Here is a 16,687-nt window from a genome sequence, read left to right on the forward strand (position 1 = left end):
GTATTCGATTCGTTCTATACGTGCTTCTGCTCGATGCCTTTGCGCAAAGCGTTCCACGCCAGTGTTGCGCATTTGATCCGTGCAGGGAACTTGTTGACTCCGGACAAGGCTTCGATATCTTCGTTCTCTTCGAACTCCACATCTTCGCCTTTCATCAATCCGGAGAACCGTTCGGCAAGCTCCAGAGCTTCATCGTAAGTTTTCCCTTTAACAGCTTCCGTCATCATTGACGCGGAGCTTAAGCTGATGGAGCAGCCTTCTCCGCTGAATTTCGCATCGATTACTTTGCCGTCCTCTACTTGAAGCTGAAGCGAGATGCGGTCGCCGCAAGTCGGGTTGTTCAAGTTGATGGTGACGGCATCAGTATCCAATGTTCCGCGGTTGCGTGGATTTTTATAATGATCCATGATGACTCGGCGATATAAATCATCCAATTGCATGACCGAAGAACTCCTTTGTCCGGATGAGGCCGTCCACCAAGCGGTCGATCTCTTCCTCGTTATTGTATAGATAAAAGCTTGCTCTCGCCGTAGCCGATACATTCAGCCAGCGCATCAGCGGCTGGGCGCAATGATGGCCTGCGCGAATCGCAATGCCGTAAGAATCAAGCACGGTCGATACGTCATGAGGATGGATGTCGCCCAGATTGAACGTGACAAGACCAACGCGGTTCGTTTTTGGCCCGTAAATCGTAACGTCTTCAATCGTGGACAGTTTATCGTAGGCGTAGGCAGCCAGCTTCTTCTCATGCTTATCGATCTCGTCAAGTCCGATCTGCTCCAGGAAGTCAATCGCGGCGCCAAGTCCTACGGCTCCCGCAATAATCGGCGTACCGCCTTCGAAGCGATACGGGGATTCCTTCCAAGTTGATTCATACAAATCAACAAAGTCGATCATCTCGCCGCCGTATTCGATCGGCTCCATGTTCGACAAGAGCTCCTTCTTGCCGTACAACGCGCCGATACCGGTAGGCCCGCACATTTTATGACCAGAGAAAGCGTAGAAATCGCAATCTAAATCCTGTACGTCAACCTTCATATGCGGCGTGCTTTGCGCTCCGTCAACGACCATTACCGCACCGTTCTTGTGCGCGATAGCCGTAACTTCCTTGATAGGATTAACAACGCCAAGCACGTTCGATACGTGAGTCATCGCAACGACTTTAGTATTTGGCGTAACCGCCTGTTCCACGTCCGCCAACGAAATCGTGCCGTCCGGCTGAAGAGGAATATACTTGAGCGTAGCTCCCGTCGCTTTCGCTGCCTGCTGCCACGGAATAAGGTTGGCATGATGCTCCATCGGCGTAATGACGATCTCGTCGCCTTCCTTGCAAACGGTGCGGGCATAGCTCGATGCGACTAGGTTAAGCGCAGTCGTTGTACCGCGCGTGAACACGATTTCTTCCGCCGACTTCGCATTGAGAAACTTGGCTACCTTCTCCCGTGCGCCTTCATAAGCATCCGTCGCCCGGGAACCAAGCGTATGGACGCCGCGGTGCACATTGGAGTGATCCAGTTCGTAATAACGACTAACCGCATCAATGACGGAACGCGGCTTCTGGGAAGACGCCGCGCTGTCGAGGTAAACGAGCGGATGCCCGTTTACCTGCTGATGCAGTATCGGGAATTGCTCCCTTACCGCTTCTATATTCATCCTTCAAGCTTCCTTTCGAGCAAACGCTGAAGCTGCTCGCGTACCGCATCAATCGGAATCTCCGATACGACAGGCGCCAAGAATCCGTAAATAATCAAACGTTCAGCGTCTTGCTTGCTGATTCCGCGGGACATCAGGTAATAGACCTGCTCCGGGTTAACCTGGCCTACGCTTGCCGCGTGGCCCGCTTTAACATCGTCCTCATCGATCAGAAGGATCGGATTGGCGTCACCGCGCGCTTTCGGGCTGAGCATAAGAACTTTTTCCGTTTGCACGCCGTTAGCTTTCGTAGCGCCCTTCTCAATCTTCGTGATGCCGTTGATGATAGCCGTAGCGTTGTCTCTCATAACCGCGCGGGTTACCATGTTGGACTCCGAGCTGCGGCCGAAGTGCGTCGCTTGCGTCGTAAGGCTCATCTTCATCTCGTTGCCGCCGATGCTGATGACTTTCGCATCGGAGTTCGAGCCATTGCCTTTCAGCAAGGATACCGTATCGGATACCGTGTAGCCGTCGTTCAAGTCGCCGACAACCCACTCCATTTGCCCGTCATTCTCGATAACGGAGCGGCGGAGCGTCATATCAACGCCATTCTCGGCCATATGGTGAATGGAACCGAAACGAACATGCGCGCCTGGCTTCACGAATACCTCAACAACCGAATGATGAACGAATGGCGAATCAATCGAACCTGGTTCGGATACGACATAATCCACGTAAGTAACCGAGCTGTTACTTTCCGCAACGATAAGAATGTGCGGAGCAAATGCAGCGTCCGCTTTGTTGTTGAACAGCACCGCTTGGAGCGGAAGCTCAACTTCGACATTCTTAGGCACGTATACGAATACGCCGCCGTTCCATAGTGCTGCGTGCATGGCGGTCAGCTTGTTCTCGCCAGCGGATACCGCTTGGAACAAATATGGTTTAACGAGATCCGCATGCTCTTTGCATGCCGTCTCGAGATCTGTGAAGATAACGCCTTTAGCGGCAAGCTCTGCGGACAATTGCTTCAGAACCGCGCTCGAGTTGTGCTGAACGACGATATTCTCCGTACCTTCAGCGACCAGCTCGCGGACTACTTCCGGCAGCTCGGCAACCGAACCTACCGCTTTCCCCTGCTCATAAGCGCCGACAGCTGTCAGATTCCAGCGGTCGATGCGCATTTTCTCCGGCTTCGGCCATTCCAATGTGCCAGCCAGCTCAGCCGCTTCACCGCGAAGATCGACGAGCCATTGCGGTTCGCCTTTGCTGCGTGCAAGCGCTTCGGCCGATTGACGGTCCGTCGGAGTCGTTAATTGTGTACTCATCCCGTTATGCTCCCTTCTCCGCCGATTAAGCTTGGCCTACTGTTTCGTCAACAATGCCGAGCTCTTCTTTAACCCAATCATAGCCTTCGTTTTCAAGACGCTCAGCAAGTTCCGGGCCACCGGATTTCACGATGCGTCCTTGCATCATAACGTGTACGAAGTCAGGCGTGATGTAGTTCAGCAAACGTTGGTAGTGAGTAATGATAAGGAATCCGCGGTCTTCGGAACGCATTGCGTTCACGCCGTTGGATACGATTTTCAGAGCGTCAATGTCAAGGCCGGAGTCGATTTCGTCAAGAACAACGATTTTCGGCTCAAGCATCGCCATTTGAAGAATTTCGTTCCGTTTTTTCTCGCCGCCGGAGAAGCCTTCGTTCAGGTAACGGTGAGCGAACTCGGGGTTCATCTCAAGCTCCTTCATTTTCTTTTCCATTTGGCGGATGAATTTAATAAGCGAAATTTCGCTGCCTTCTTCACGGCGCGCGTTGATTGCGCTGCGCAGGAAGTCGGAGTTGGTTACGCCGGGAATCTCGCTAGGATATTGCATAGCGAGGAACAGGCCTGCGCGTGCTCTCTCGTCAACGCTCATCTCGAGCAGGTCTTCGCCGTCAATCGTAGCGGAACCTTCCGTTACTTCGTATTTCGGGTGACCCATCAGCGCGGATGCAAGAGTACTTTTACCCGTACCGTTAGGACCCATGATCGCATGGATTTCCCCGCCCTTGATTTCAAGGTTAATGCCTTTCAAAATCTCTTTTCCTTCGATCTCTGCTTTCAGGCCATCGATGACAAAATGCGTTGCCATAATATACTTATCCCTCCAAGGTTGGTAATCGGTTTTTAGGCTCATCCCTATAAAAGCTTTCCAAATGGGAATATTATAGAGTGATTCTCATTGATTCTCAATAATTATTTTATTATAAGTTTTGTTATTAATCAATGCAGGAACGTCCAATGGCTGGATTTAGAAGCTCTCTGATATATCTCTTCCTATTAATGCTTGTTTGATTAATTTAACCTGCTCACTGAATTGTTCATCCGGCATTACCGGGGTCATAGCCGGCTGCGGCATCCCCTCATCCAGTTGTACCCAAGATTTGCATCCGTTATAAGCAGGCTGCATCGGCAGCTCTACCGGTTCCTCCAGGCGGTACACTCTCAGCAACAACAAATGCAGCGGCTTCGTACGCTTCCATTTGAGCCGCTCCTCGGCGAACGTATCCGTCCAAATGTGGAAATCCCGGATCCGGTCCAAGGTCTCCTGGTCCGTAATCTCGATATCCTCCACCGCTTCCGCGTAGGCGTTCAATTTCATTGACGGCATGTCAGGCGACCAGCCCTGCATCGTACCTTGGATCTGCCCTTGATAAGCCTCCTTCAGCAAATGCTCCTTCTGGTGCTCGTATGCCGGCATTAAATAGAAGCCTTTGCTTACCAGCTGAAAATCCCGCGTCTCCTCGACAATCCCGCCTTTTCGCATAACAAGGATAAGATGCCCTTCTTGCAGCGCTTTTACCGTCACGGCCCATTCCTTGAGCGCGACCGTCTCCCGCTTGTTGTTCGACATTAACGGACCCCCTTCGATAAAATGTAATGATACTTGCTTTATAGAGCTTCCACGCATTGCCCGCTTGTCCTTAATCATGTAACATTATATCATTTGGAGGTATTCCAAGGCGAAATAATATCCGCTATACTATGTTGAGGAGTTTACTAGGCATTAAGACGCCTTTTCAAATACGAAACCGGAGGTGGACGAACCATGTCTGCTTATCATGCATTAACCGAACAAGAAGCGATTGAAATCGCAGGTGGCATCGAAGGCTTTTTCCCTGCAGGTGCTAAGCTGAACTGCCGTGAAATCGGCGACGGAAACTTGAACCTCGTCTTCCATATTACCGATCCTGCAAGCGGCAAAAGTCTTATTATGAAGCAGGCGCTCCCTTATGCGAAGGTAGTCGGCGAATCCTGGCCGCTGTCCCTTGACCGCGCCCGCATCGAAAGCGAATCCCTGATTCTGCAGAACAAGCTTGCTCCCGGCCTTGTCCCCGTTGTTTACCGGTATGACGCCGAGCTGGCGCTTACGGTCATGGAGGATCTTAGCGACCATTTGATTATGCGCCAAGGTCTTATCAAAGGCATCCGTTATCCGAAATTCGCGGAAGATATTTCGACCTTCATGGCGAATACGCTGTTCTTTACTTCGGATCTCGGCATGAACCAGCAGGACAAAAAGCAGCGCGTCAAAGAGTTCATCAATCCGGATTTGTGCAAAATAACGGAAGACCTTATTTTCGACGATCCGTATACGGTATCTTCCAACAATAATATTGAACCAGCCATTGAGGATGCCGCGGCAGCGCTCCGCGAGGATAAAGCTCTTCATCTTGAAGTTGCCCTGCTTCGCGAGAAGTTCCTGACAAGCGCGCAAGCCTTGCTGCACGGCGATCTGCATACCGGAAGCGTCTTCGCTACGCCGGAATCAACCAAAGTAATTGACCCGGAATTTGCTTATTACGGCCCTATCGGCTTCGATATCGGCGCTGTCATCGCTAACCTCCTGCTGAACTATGCGGGACAAGGCCACTGGATTGCCGATGAGAAAGAGCTTGCCGATTTCCGTGGCTATCTGCTCGAGACGATCCGCGATACGTGGACGAAGTTCGACCGGAAGTTCCGCGCTTTGTGGAACGAGCATGGCGTGGACCGTATAGCTAACGAAACGCCGGGCTATCAGGATCTGTACATGAGCCGTCTGCTTCAGGATGCGATCGGTTATGCCGGCTGCAAGGTTGTGCGCCGCATCGTTGGCCTGGCTCATGTTGCCGATATCGATACCATTCCGGATGCGGCAGCACGCGAGCGCGCGCAGCGTCTTGCCCTGGAAATCGGTACTTCCCTCATTCATCTGAACCGCCGTGCGGTATCCATTGAACAAGCCATTGATGTTGTTCTGACTGCCGAAGCCAAGCAGTAACAGCCATACTGAATCAAGAGAGGATTTACAAGATGACTACAGAAAACTACGCGGGCCTGCAATCCGTCATCTGGCATGACGATAAGCTGGATCTGCTTGACCAACGGCTGCTGCCGGAAGAAATCGTTTATTTGCCGCTTGTCACGCAGGAAGACGTATGGGAAGCCATTCGCCATCTGAAGGTTAGAGGAGCGCCGGCTATCGGGATTTCCGCCGCTTATGGCGTGGTGCTCGGAAGCCGCGATGCGGGTTCCGCGGAGCAATGGCTCGCTGACGTACGCAAAGCGGCGGAGTATCTGGCTACTTCCCGCCCTACCGCCGTCAATCTGTTCTGGGCGCTGGACCGGATGAAAGCCCGCGCTGAAGCTCTTGCTTCCGAAGGCCACTCGCTTGAAGCTTTGAAGCGGGCGCTGCTGGATGAAGCCATTGCCATTCAAAGCGAAGACGAAGAAACAAACCGCTTGATCGGCGAGCATGCATTGTCCCTGTTCCAGGACGATATCGGCGTGCTCACGCATTGCAACGCAGGCGGACTTGCCACGGCGAAATACGGTACCGCGCTTGCGCCTTTCTATCTGGCCAAGGAACGCGGCATGAACATCCGCGTATTTGCCGACGAGACCCGTCCGGTTCTGCAAGGCGCGCGCCTCACGGCTTTCGAGCTGCAGCAAGCAGGCGTTGACGTCACTCTCATTTGCGACAACATGGCCGGTCATGTCATGTCCAAGGGCTGGGTAAACGCCGTCATCGTAGGTACGGACCGCGTTGCGGCGAACGGCGACGTGGCGAACAAGATCGGCACGTACAGCGTTGCGGTACTGGCGAAAGCTCATGGCATTCCGTTCTATGTAGCCTGCCCGCTTTCGACCATCGATCTAAATACCCCTACCGGGGCGGAAATTCCGATCGAAGAACGCAATGCGGAAGAGATTACGGAAGGCTTCGGGAAACGTACCGCTCCGCAAGGCGTGAAGGTCTACAACCCGGCTTTCGATATTACGCCTAACGAATACGTAACGGCCATTATTACGGAAAAGGGCATTATCGAAGCGCCATTTGACGTCAATCTTAAAAAGCTGTTCGAGCAATAACGCAATTAGAGGCAGTCTCCCTTGGGCGGAGGCTGCCTCTTCGTTTGGCACTCGAGTGCTATATCATTAAGCGGAGCGCATCTGCGCCATTCATCCCGACAGTGATGCCAAGCGATTCCGCAGTAGTTGTAACGGATTCAAGAGGCGCCGCAAGCAGTTCCTCCAATGTTCTTACGCCAACTGCTCTACCCGCGATGATTTCTCTATCTTTCAGCCGATCGTTAAGCAGCCCCACATCAAGCGCTCCGCACATGATATATCCTCTATCCGTGGAGATGGAGAGCAGAGTTGTCTTCGGCAGCTTCACCTCAACGCCAAGCGCGGTAATACCGTCCCCAAGCGGTATTGGAACCATTCTCATCATTTTGGACACCTCCTTTACTACAGGCCATGACAGGTCAGTTCGAACCGCAACAACATTATATGCAGCTGCCGCAAAGCAGTGTTAGTGTACTTGCTCATTTTTAGGACTATGTGTCCAACCTTTTTGATGATATATTTATAAAGAAATGATTAATTCTTAGTCCGGAGGAACTATGAAACCAACACAATCGGCCCGCACAAACTCATACGTATTCCAGGTTGAATTGCTCGTTGAAGGGGACAGCAACGCCGAAGCTTTGGAGAAGCTTTTGAAATCGCTTAACCAAGGCGCTTATGCGGACTATCGCATACTTAACGGAATTCAGCTCGGACAGCTTATCGATCAGCGAAAGACGGAATTGCCCGACAGACAGCCGATTCCTGTACCAAAGGCTGTGAAGTCAACTGCTCACGCTGCTTCGACGCCTGTACCTCCTGCTGCTTCCGCCGCTCCTTCACCAGCAGCCAGTAATGGACTCGATTCCGTCCGGGCTTTTATGAAGAGCAATAAATTGATCCGCCTCATTGTTAACAAAGGACTTGGAATCAAGCTGAGCATTCCTTGCCGCATTCTGAATATAGACGAAGACGGTAACCTGATTACGGTCTATCACGTGGACGAGAAGCAGGTCTATACGTTCAGGCTTAATGAGATCGAGGATTTCCAAGATTAAAGAAAAGAAGCTGCCCTCTCGTATTTGACGAAAGGACAGCTTCTTTGTTCTTTGCAAGAATTATTGAATATAGGCCGCTCCAAGCATTTGCTCGATGTCGGTGCTTGACACCGGGGGACTCCAGAAATAGCCCTGCATTTCATCGCAGTTATGTTTCCTCAAGAACTCCATCTGCTCTTCGTTCTCGACGCCTTCGGCAATCACCTGAATGTTCAGATTATGCGCCATTGCGATAATGGCCGCGACAATTTCCGCATCGCTAGGGTCCTGTTGAATATCCCTTACGAAGGAACGGTCGATCTTCAGACGGTCTATCGGGAAGTTCTTTAGGTAATGGAAGGAGCTGTAGCCCGTTCCGAAATCGTCTACGCTAATGCCAACTCCCATATCCGTAAGCTCGAGCAGGCAACGGGATACGTGGCCGGTATCCATCGTCATCGATTCGGTAATTTCCAGATCGAGATATTCCGGCTTCAGCCCGGTCTTCTCCAGTACCGAAGCGACTTTGCTTGCCAGATCCTGCTGCACGAATTGCCTAATCGAGAGATTCACCGATACGGGCATCGGCGGAAGGCCGGCATCCTGCCACGCTTTGTTCTGACGGCAGGCTTCCTCTAGCACCCAGTCGCCAATCTGGACGATCATTCCGCTCTCTTCCGCGATCGGAATAAATTCACCCGGCGTTATCATTCCTTTCACCGGATGTCTCCAGCGGACCAGCGCTTCGACGCCTACCATCATGCCCGACACCAGATCGTATTGCGGCTGGTAGAGCAGAATAAATTCTTTGCGCTGTATGGCGCGGTACATCTCGTGCTGAAGCGTCAGCCGCTCGAAGGAAGAGTTACTCCAGCTCTCTGAATAGAGCATGCAGTCGTTCTTTCCGCTCTCCTTCACCTTGACCAGGGCAATATCGGCTTTCTTCAGAAGTGAGTAGCCGTCATCCTCTTTAACCAGGCTGGTCACCGCTCCAAGACTGGAGGTAATATGCAGCGGGAAACCCTTCAGCTCAAACGGCTCATCAATGGCGTGCAGCAAGCCGCGGGCAAATTCGATCAGCTGACCTTCCGATTCGATATCGTGGAACAGCAAAGCGAACTCATCGCCTTCCATCCGGGCTACGATTCCCCGGTCTCCGACCGCTCTAGTCAGACGTTCCGCAACCTGCAGGAGCAGCATATCGCCAAACTCGCGGCCAAACGAGGCGTTAACCAGCTTAAATCGGTCCAGATCCAAATAGCAGAGACCAATCATCCCGTCATGCTCTCTGGCAAATGCAAGGCTTTCGTTCATCCGGATATGAAACAAGGTACGGTTCGGAAGACCCGTCATATCGTCGTAATAAGCCATGTAACGGATCCGCTCGATATTCCGCTTCCGGTCGCTCAAATCCTGGCTGACGATGACGGTTCCGATTACCTCATCCTCCTTCAGCATTGGAGAACTGATGATCTGAAGCTCAAGCGGAAAGCCCGAACGATGCGTAATATTAATATTGCGCTGCTCCGATTTTCCTTGCAGCGCATGATCCAGCATCTCCTGCAGGCTGTTCCGGCTGCCCGGCTCCAGCAGCGGAGCAAGCGGCTTGCCAAGCAGGTCCTGGCGTGTGTAGCCCAGCGTATTGCTGGAAGCCACGTTCATCTCCATGATGACGCCATCCCGGTCCAAAATCGCCAAGGGAACCGCTTCCGACTGAAGCAGTGTCTCTACGATCGGCGTATGGAAATTCCGGAATCCGATCATTTGCCCGTTCCTGGCAAACAAGATTGCCGCTATTGCGGTCGCCAATACGGCAATCATTGACGAAGTCCATTCCAACACGGGGCCGGCATTCCTATACAAGGCTGCTGCGCAGAATAGCGCAGCGACAATGGCTATCGTAAGAGCGGCTGTCCGCAGCATGACTTGGGGCTGCGAAGCCCGATACCGTCTATTAGGCGAACCGTCCATCCGTTTCGTCACGCACCAACTTCCTTCCTCTTGTCAGGGTCAAGCAAGGTTAGCTTCATTATAAACGAAATGGTCTTTGCGGTATAGAAATATTTACTAAAACAATAAATAATTCTTGTAGAAATAAGGCGTTTTATGTCGAATTACAAGGTATTTCGCCATTTACGATATACATATTGTAGCATTATAGTCCTATAATCCATTTCATTCATCCAAACTTCGGCATCAATAAAAAAGACCGTTCCTATAATAGAAACGGTCTTTTTCAATGCATAGAACTATCCTTTTTTTCCGGCGCGCAGCGCCGCGGCCGCTACGCAGCCCCAGCCGGCGAGGAAGGCAACGCCGCCTAGAGGGGTGATGGCGCCCAATATTTTAACATCGCTTAATGCAAGGACATACAGGCTGCCGCTGAACAGAATGATTCCGGCAATTAATAGGCGCGCTCCGACTCTCACAAGCTTGACGTCGCCAATCCGGTCAGCCAGCAAAGCCACCAGCATTAAGCCGAGGGCGTGATACATATGATAGCGGACGCCGGTTTCATAAACCTCCAGCATATCGTCGGACAAAGTATCCTTGAGGCCATGCGCGCCAAAGGCCCCCAAAGCTACGGCTAATGCGGCGCCAATCGCGCCATAAGCGAAATATTTATTAAACATCTTGTTTTCATCCCTTTCTCGTTTGTGTATAATCTTACAAGTAAATCCACTTATTACAAAGGAGTCGATTATTCTTGGAAGAACCGCGCAATCCTTCGCAGCCAGATCCGCAAACCGGCTCATCCGTAAATCCCGAGCAGCCTTATGATAATCCATACGCATCTAGGCCCTCTTATCCTTTTTCTCCGGATAGAGAGAACGGACCGATGAAGCAATCGGGGCTTGGAATCGCTTCTTTCATATTGGCACTCGTTACGTTATTACTTGTCGTTGGATGCGTGATCAGCGCTACCGTGTTTGTCAGCAATGTAACAGGCGATGCTCAGGGGTTTCTCAACGAAGTCGAAAATATGGAGAACGAGGGCACGCTTCCGTCCGACTTGGTACCGATTATGATCGCCGGACTATGTATAATCGCATCGATCGGCATTGCTATTATTGGCCTGATTCTCGGCATTGTCGGCGCCGTGCAGAAAAACCGCCGCAAAGTATTTGCCGTTATCGGCATCGTGCTGAACGGCCTGATCGTGCTTGGAACAGCCGGCCTTGTCATTATAGGCCTTGTCTCCGCTGCCGCGCAATCGACAATTTAGCAACAAATGAACAAGAGGCTGTTCCCCGGGGAACAGCCTCTTCTTGTATTCGCCTTAGCTCAACTGGGCGGCTACTGTCTTGTTAATATCGGCAATCTTCTTCTCATAGCCTTCTATCTTCGCCTGTTGATCCGAAATTTGCTTCACGACGGTGGTCAGCGTCGTAAGAGAACGAATTGCGGTTTTGCCGTCATAGCTTCGAAGCGCATACAACAAGTCGCTCCATTCCGCCGATTTTTGCTTGTTCAGCTGGCTGATCGCGGACTTCGCTACAGAGATTTTCTTCTCCTCCTCGGTTATGGCATCAAGCTGGGAGCGCAGGCGCTTCATCTTGTCGCTTGCCGATGTTTTGGCCGAGCTTAACGCGTTTTGCGCGGCGCGAATCTCCTCTTTGGCGCTTTTCACCGAAATCTCCAGCAGGTCTACCTTCAACTGAACCGCCGCAGTCAGCTCCTTGATGCCGAACTTCCGCGCCGCTTTCAGCTCCGCTTGGGCAGCCTCGTATTGATTAAACAAAGGCTGATAATAATTCTTTAATTGCGCAACCTTCTTGTCCAGCGTATCCAGCTTTGCCTTGTCGATAAGCCGGATTTTCTGCCGTAGCTCCGACTCCTTGTCATCGTTTGTTTTGGCAGCGGTCTTGATCCGCGTATCCTTGTCTCCAATCATCGTCTGCTGCTGGACAAAGCTTTGATACAGCGACTGGAGCTTCGCCGAATCTGCTGAAGGCAGGCCTGCTTTGGTCTTGTCGAACTGCTTCTGCGCCGTTGCGGACAAGGAATGAACCGCCGCCTCCGCTACGGCCGCCGGAAGGACGGCTGACAGCAGCAGCGCTAACAGCAAGGCCGCGGCCGGCATTCGAAATGTCATGCGTGTAACTCCTCCTTGTGGAATATTCATAGCGGCAGCCGGAAACGCAAAAAGCACCCTTCAAACCATGCCCTAAGGCTGGTTCGAAGGGTGCTTCCCGTTCGAATAGTAATCGCGTTGCCGCATATGTTCTTCCACTATACGGCTTGATCAATAATTGTGTCAACCCATTATTTTACATCGGCTTGCAAGAGCCTTCTCACCTTACGGAAATGGAAGTTCGGCTGTAGCCTTCCTTCGTCTTATATACTTCGAGCGTAGCCGGAAAGGCTGCTTTAAGCTCCTGCACGTGGGAGATGACGCCAATCATCCGGCCTGAACGCTGCAGATCCACCAGCGCCTCGATCGCTTTGTTAAGCGAATCCTCATCCAGCGAGCCAAAGCCTTCATCGATAAACATCATCTCGATGGAGACGCCGCCTTGGTACGATTGGATGACATCGGTCATGCCAAGCGCCAGGCAAAGCGAAGCATTAAACTTCTCGCCGCCCGACATCGTCTTCACATCCCGGTTCTGGCCGGTATAGGCATCGTAGACATCAAGGCCAAGTCCGCTTTGCTTGCCCCGCGTCTCAAGCCGGTCGCTGCGCTGCAGAACGAACTGGCCGCCGGATAAATGGCGAAGCCGGACGTTTGCGGCATGCAGAATCTGTTCCAGGTATTCAATAAGAATATAACGTTCGAATGAAATTTTGAGTGCGTTGTCGCCTTTAAGCATCTGGTACAGATCCAGCACCTGCTCAAGCTTCGCTTCCAGCTCCTTCACTTTGGCCGAAGCCTGATCAATAGCCGTCCTTAGCTTGTTGGCATCCTCTGCGAACCGGGAAGCAATCTGCAGCGCGTTCGCTGCTGCCTCAATCCGCTCTTTCAGCTCGGCAATAGCGGACTTCAGCGCTTCAATGTCTGCCTGCTCCTTGCCAGCTAACTCCTGCTCCAGCTCTTCAATTCGCTTCCCAGCGGCTGCAAGGGCCGTCTTGTACGCCTCGAGCCGCTCCTTCAGCGCTCGTCTCTCTTGATCCGGCAGATGTGCCTCGCGGAAAACTTCCGCGGAGCTAAACTCCGCCTTCGCAAGCTCTTCCTCAAACCGTGCGGCAGCGAGCGCCGCATTGTCCCGGGCTTCAACAAGCTGCTGCTCGGTCTGCTCCGCATGAGCCTGCTCCTCGGCAAACTTCGCGCGCATCCGCAGCAATCCATCCTGCGCTTCCTTCCAAGCTGCGGCAAGAGACTCCGCTAAGCTGCGCTGCTGTCTCAGCCTCAGCTCCATCTCTTTCGGAGAGCGGAGCTCCTCCGGAATACGCTCAAGCTCCTTCTCGAGCGCCGACTGCTTGGCACCGCGCTCGACCGCAATCCGCTGCTGCTCCGCCTGCAGCTTGTCCTTCGCCCCGAGAAGCTGCTCCAGCTTCTGCTCGATCTCTTCTGCCCGCTGCTTCAGCTGCTTGCTTTGCTCGACCTGCGCGCCAAGCCGTTCCGCTTCTTCATTCAGCTGCTTCCAGCGTTTCCGAAGCTCGGCTTGCTGCTCGGCAAGCCCGGAAGCTTCCGCCCCGTATTCCGCAAGCTCCGCCGCGCTTCCTTCCCAGCTCGAACGCGTCGCCGCGGCCTGGAGCTTCGCTTCGTTCAGCTCGCGTTCGTAACGGGACAGCTGCTCCTTCGCCTGCTGGAGCTGCTCCCTGGACGGCACGGCTTCCGCCGCATCCGCTTTGCCCGGATGCTCCCGACTGCCGCAGACCGGACAAGGCTGACCGTCATGAAGATGGGCGGCCAAGAGGCTCGCTTGCCCTTCAATCCAATTGCGCTCCAGCCGGTCATGCTCCTCGCGGATTTGAGCAAGCAATAAAGCCCGCTCCTCAATCATGGATGCATGGGAGGCCAGTTCTTTCTCCAGTTCAATTAACTTGGAAATATATTTGCCAGTCTGAAGGACCTGATTTCTTTGCTCAACGACGCCCGGGAGCGCCTCGACCGCGCCTTCAATCTGTTTAAGCTGCGCGGCCAGCGTCAGCTTGGCTTCCCTCGCTTCGGCGATCAGCGCCTCCGCCGACGCCAGCTTCTCCGCGCCGCTTTTCTCCGCGGCCGCAAGCTGCCCGACCGCTACGCGCTGCGCCTCCAGCGTCTGCACCGCCGGCGCCAGCTCCGCAAGGCGGTGCAGCTCGTGCTCCGCCGCCTGCCGCTCCGCGCCGCGCTCCTCCTCGCGGCGATGCCGCTCCTCGGCTGCCGCGAGCGCCTCCTTCGCGGCCTCCGCCGCCTGGCGCCGCATATCGCGGGCCTGCTGCTTCGCCGCGGCATCCCGCTCCGCGCGGACCGCCTGCTCCGCGTACGGCGCCAGCTGCGCCGCGCGCTCCGCAAGCAGCAGCCGGCGCTCCCGCTCCGCATGCTCGCCGCTTTGCGCAGCGAGCCGCTCCAGCTTCGCCCGCTCGCTTGCCAGCTCCGCGAACCGCGCGTGCAGCGCCAGCTCGCCCTGCAGCGCCTCTTCCTGCTCGCCGAGCTGCCGCTGCAGCTCGCGCTTGCCCGATTCGCCTTCCGCCATCAGCTGGCGGTAGTAGCCGATCTCCTGCTCCAGCGCTTCCGACAGCTGCGCCGCATTGTACAGCTCCTGTTCCAGCGTCTTCGCAAGCTGGCTGTCTTCCCTGCGCGGCAAGTTATCCGCCGCCTGCTTCATGAAATGCTCCACGCGGATCTTCGCTTCCTTCAGCTGGTCGCCAAGCTCCCGGTTCTGCTGCTGAAAGCGCGTCTCGAGCCGCTGGTACAGCTCCGTCCGGAAAATCCGGCGCAAAATCTCTTCTTTATTGTCCGTGTCCGAAGTGAGCAGCTTGCGGAATTCGCCCTGCGGCAGCATCACGATCTGGTTGAACTGCTCTTTCGTCAGGCCAATAATCGTCTCCAGCTTGGCGTTGACGTCGCCGACCATAAACCGGTCCACCGCCGGAACGGCTTCGCCGCCCGTCAGCTCGTACAGCTCCGCTTTGCCGCCCGTCTCGCTTTTGTTCGTGCCCTTCCGGTGAGGAAGCTGACGGAATACCCGGTACATCCGGCGCCCCACGGCAAAATCCAGCTCAACGGCCGTATGCTTCTCGTCATCGGCGAAATGGCTCCGCAGCATGCGGGGCTCCGAACGGTCCTCGCCGCTTGCGGTTCCGTATAATGCAAAGCAGATCGCGTCAAAAATCGTTGTTTTGCCGGCACCGGTACTGCCCGAAATAACAAACAGGCGATGCTCCCCAAGCTCGCTGAAATCCACGGTCTCCGCATCGCGGTACGGACCAAAGGCCGTCATCGTAATTTTGAGAGGTCTCATCGTACTTCGCCCTCCTCTCGCAGTAATCCGCCATACGTATCGGCGAACAGCCGTTTTTTCGGCTCATCCAGCGCTACACCCTTCACTTCGAGATAAAAGGATTCGAATAAGCTTACCGGATCGGCTTCGCTTCTCCGCACCGCCATCTCCGGGACATCGCCGTTCTCGCCATTGCCGCGAACGGTCGTAACCCTGCGTTCTACATGGAGGGCATTAGGGTAAACCGTCCGGACCTTCTCCATCGGGAACAGAACGGGGTTGTCGTTCAGCAGCGTAACGAAGACATAATCCTCGTTCACCGGATGGGTCTCGATCTCTTCGATCGGACCGGCAATCCGACGCATATCGCGGAGCGGCTTCAGCTCTCTTTTCTCAATCGCAACGTTACCGTCCGCGTCCATCTCCACAACAAGGTAGCCTTTATTGTGATGCTCCTCGGAAATCGAATATTTGAGCGGGGAACCCGCGTAACGGATTTTTTCGCTTCCGACAAAATGCGCCTGATGCAGATGCCCCAGAGCGGTATAATGGAACGGAGCAAAATAATCCGCCCGCACATGCTCGGCTCCGCCAATCGAAAGCGGGCGTTCCGAGTCGCTTGTATTAGGCTCCGCCGCACCCGTTGCCGTGACGAAAGCATGTCCAACAACGATATGCCTCGCAGCCGGGTCCATTTGCGAAGCAATCCGTCCCGTAATCGCGCGCATAGCCTCATCATGGGTTCGGATACTCTCGTCTTCAAAAGTAATCCGTACTTGGGCAGGGTCGGCATAAGGCACCAGATGCACATGCACCTCGCCAAACGCGTCCTTCAGCACAACCGGCTTATGTTCCGTTCTTAGTCTTCCGGCGATATGAAGCCCGCGGCTTTCCATCATTGCCGTTCCGAAGTCAATCCGGTCCGGACTGTCATGGTTGCCCGAGATCGCAAGCACCGGCGTATCCAGCCCAACAACGATCCTCTCCAGCAGCTCGTCCAGCAGATCCACCGCTTCCGTCGGCGGGATAGCCCTGTCATACAAATCGCCTGCGATAATAACGGCATCCGGCCGTTCCAGTTCCACTGCGCTTACAAATTGCTCCAGCACATACCGCTGGTCCTCCGTCATATATACACCCTGCACAAGCTTGCCTAAATGCCAGTCTGCAGTATGAAAAAATTTCACTCTATGAACATTCCCTTCCGCTACTTATGTATCTTTTCATATTCGATACCCGTAACCGTACATATATTCGCTTTTTTCTCCCGATTTCCTTC

General features: G+C 53.7%; 15 protein-coding genes. 4 read left to right on the plus strand and 11 right to left on the minus strand.

From position 1 onward, the window contains the following. Window positions 1–14 precede the first annotated feature (14 nt). From sufU to WFK81_RS01320, 5 genes are all read right to left on the minus strand, one after another. Complete coding sequence (gene sufU / locus WFK81_RS01300; RefSeq protein ID WP_336784654.1) at window positions 15–440, minus strand: Fe-S cluster assembly sulfur transfer protein SufU; 426 nt, start codon at window positions 438–440, stop codon at window positions 15–17. After that, window positions 427–1,653 carry a cysteine desulfurase gene (locus WFK81_RS01305; RefSeq protein WP_336784655.1) on the minus strand — a complete coding sequence of 409 codons (1,227 nt, stop codon included), beginning with the start codon at window positions 1,651–1,653 and terminating at the stop codon, window positions 427–429. Before WFK81_RS01305 ends, sufU begins: the two co-directional genes overlap by 14 nt. Continuing rightward, window positions 1,650–2,957, minus strand: coding sequence for a Fe-S cluster assembly protein SufD (gene sufD, locus WFK81_RS01310; protein ID WP_336784656.1), 1,308 nt, complete (start codon window positions 2,955–2,957; stop codon window positions 1,650–1,652). Before sufD ends, WFK81_RS01305 begins: the two co-directional genes overlap by 4 nt. 25 nt (window positions 2,958–2,982) lie before the next feature. After that, entirely contained in the window at window positions 2,983–3,762 is a 780-nt protein-coding gene (sufC, locus tag WFK81_RS01315) for a Fe-S cluster assembly ATPase SufC (protein WP_015846171.1), read from the minus strand. Window positions 3,763–3,921: 159 nt separating this feature from the next. Continuing rightward, entirely contained in the window at window positions 3,922–4,524 is a 603-nt protein-coding gene (locus WFK81_RS01320; protein ID WP_336784657.1) for a DUF1802 family protein, read from the minus strand. A 195-nt stretch (window positions 4,525–4,719) separates the two neighbouring features. Here WFK81_RS01320 and mtnK point away from each other — a divergent pair, with 195 nt between their 5' ends. After that, window positions 4,720–5,934, plus strand: a complete 1,215-nt coding sequence (gene mtnK / locus WFK81_RS01325; protein WP_336784658.1) for an S-methyl-5-thioribose kinase — start codon at window positions 4,720–4,722, stop codon at window positions 5,932–5,934. A gap of 32 nt (window positions 5,935–5,966) precedes the next feature. After that, entirely contained in the window at window positions 5,967–7,025 is a 1,059-nt protein-coding gene (gene mtnA / locus WFK81_RS01330; RefSeq protein WP_336784659.1) for an S-methyl-5-thioribose-1-phosphate isomerase, read from the plus strand. A gap of 58 nt (window positions 7,026–7,083) precedes the next feature. Here mtnA and WFK81_RS01335 read toward each other — a convergent pair whose 3' ends face one another. Next, window positions 7,084–7,389 carry a YunC family protein gene (locus tag WFK81_RS01335; protein WP_336784660.1) on the minus strand — a complete coding sequence of 102 codons (306 nt, stop codon included), beginning with the start codon at window positions 7,387–7,389 and terminating at the stop codon, window positions 7,084–7,086. 172 nt (window positions 7,390–7,561) lie between these two features. Between WFK81_RS01335 and WFK81_RS01340 the strand changes: the two genes are divergently transcribed. Then, on the plus strand, window positions 7,562–8,062 hold the full coding sequence (locus WFK81_RS01340; RefSeq protein ID WP_336784661.1) for a hypothetical protein: 501 nt from the start codon (window positions 7,562–7,564) through the stop codon (window positions 8,060–8,062). 60 nt (window positions 8,063–8,122) lie between these two features. On the opposite strand, the gene WFK81_RS01345 is transcribed toward WFK81_RS01340, so the two are convergent. Then, window positions 8,123–10,024, minus strand: coding sequence for a putative bifunctional diguanylate cyclase/phosphodiesterase (locus WFK81_RS01345; protein ID WP_336784662.1), 1,902 nt, complete (start codon window positions 10,022–10,024; stop codon window positions 8,123–8,125). 266 nt (window positions 10,025–10,290) lie between these two features. Then, window positions 10,291–10,674: a DUF423 domain-containing protein gene (locus WFK81_RS01350; RefSeq protein WP_336784663.1), complete on the minus strand. Its 384-nt coding sequence runs from the start codon at window positions 10,672–10,674 to the stop codon at window positions 10,291–10,293. A gap of 74 nt (window positions 10,675–10,748) precedes the next feature. On the opposite strand from WFK81_RS01350, the gene WFK81_RS01355 reads away from it, so the two are divergent. Then, complete coding sequence (locus WFK81_RS01355) at window positions 10,749–11,267, plus strand: hypothetical protein (protein WP_336784664.1); 519 nt, start codon at window positions 10,749–10,751, stop codon at window positions 11,265–11,267. 54 nt (window positions 11,268–11,321) lie between these two features. On the opposite strand, the gene WFK81_RS01360 is transcribed toward WFK81_RS01355, so the two are convergent. The 3 genes from WFK81_RS01360 to WFK81_RS01370 form a co-directional block, all read right to left on the minus strand. Then, window positions 11,322–12,137 (minus strand): hypothetical protein, encoded by an 816-nt coding sequence (locus WFK81_RS01360; RefSeq protein ID WP_336784665.1) that lies wholly within the window; start codon window positions 12,135–12,137, stop codon window positions 11,322–11,324. Window positions 12,138–12,336: 199 nt separating this feature from the next. After that, window positions 12,337–15,429, minus strand: a complete 3,093-nt coding sequence (locus WFK81_RS01365; protein WP_336784666.1) for an SMC family ATPase — start codon at window positions 15,427–15,429, stop codon at window positions 12,337–12,339. Further along, on the minus strand, window positions 15,426–16,595 hold the full coding sequence (locus WFK81_RS01370) for an exonuclease SbcCD subunit D (protein WP_336784667.1): 1,170 nt from the start codon (window positions 16,593–16,595) through the stop codon (window positions 15,426–15,428). The genes WFK81_RS01365 and WFK81_RS01370 overlap by 4 nt, the downstream gene beginning before the upstream one ends. Between the last annotated feature and the right edge of the window lie 92 nt (window positions 16,596–16,687).

The organism is Paenibacillus sp. MMO-177 (assembly GCF_037147795.1).
Taxonomy (GTDB): domain Bacteria; phylum Bacillota; class Bacilli; order Paenibacillales; family Paenibacillaceae; genus Pristimantibacillus.

Excerpts from the sequence above, each read along its gene's own strand:
- WFK81_RS01360 (WP_336784665.1), bottom strand. The coding sequence starts at position 12,137 with ATGACATTTCGAATGCCGGCCGCGGCCTTGCTGTTAGCGCTGCTGCTG.
- sufC (WP_015846171.1), bottom strand. The coding sequence starts at position 3,762 with ATGGCAACGCATTTTGTCATCGATGGCCTGAAAGCAGAGATCGAAGGA.
- WFK81_RS01340 (WP_336784661.1), top strand. The coding sequence starts at position 7,562 with ATGAAACCAACACAATCGGCCCGCACAAACTCATACGTATTCCAGGTT.
- WFK81_RS01335 (WP_336784660.1), bottom strand. The coding sequence starts at position 7,389 with ATGATGAGAATGGTTCCAATACCGCTTGGGGACGGTATTACCGCGCTT.
- WFK81_RS01365 (WP_336784666.1), bottom strand. The coding sequence starts at position 15,429 with ATGAGACCTCTCAAAATTACGATGACGGCCTTTGGTCCGTACCGCGAT.
- sufD (WP_336784656.1), bottom strand. The coding sequence starts at position 2,957 with ATGAGTACACAATTAACGACTCCGACGGACCGTCAATCGGCCGAAGCG.
- sufU (WP_336784654.1), bottom strand. The coding sequence starts at position 440 with ATGCAATTGGATGATTTATATCGCCGAGTCATCATGGATCATTATAAA.
- mtnA (WP_336784659.1), top strand. The coding sequence starts at position 5,967 with ATGACTACAGAAAACTACGCGGGCCTGCAATCCGTCATCTGGCATGAC.
- mtnK (WP_336784658.1), top strand. The coding sequence starts at position 4,720 with ATGTCTGCTTATCATGCATTAACCGAACAAGAAGCGATTGAAATCGCA.
- WFK81_RS01320 (WP_336784657.1), bottom strand. The coding sequence starts at position 4,524 with ATGTCGAACAACAAGCGGGAGACGGTCGCGCTCAAGGAATGGGCCGTG.
- WFK81_RS01350 (WP_336784663.1), bottom strand. The coding sequence starts at position 10,674 with ATGTTTAATAAATATTTCGCTTATGGCGCGATTGGCGCCGCATTAGCC.
- WFK81_RS01305 (WP_336784655.1), bottom strand. The coding sequence starts at position 1,653 with ATGAATATAGAAGCGGTAAGGGAGCAATTCCCGATACTGCATCAGCAG.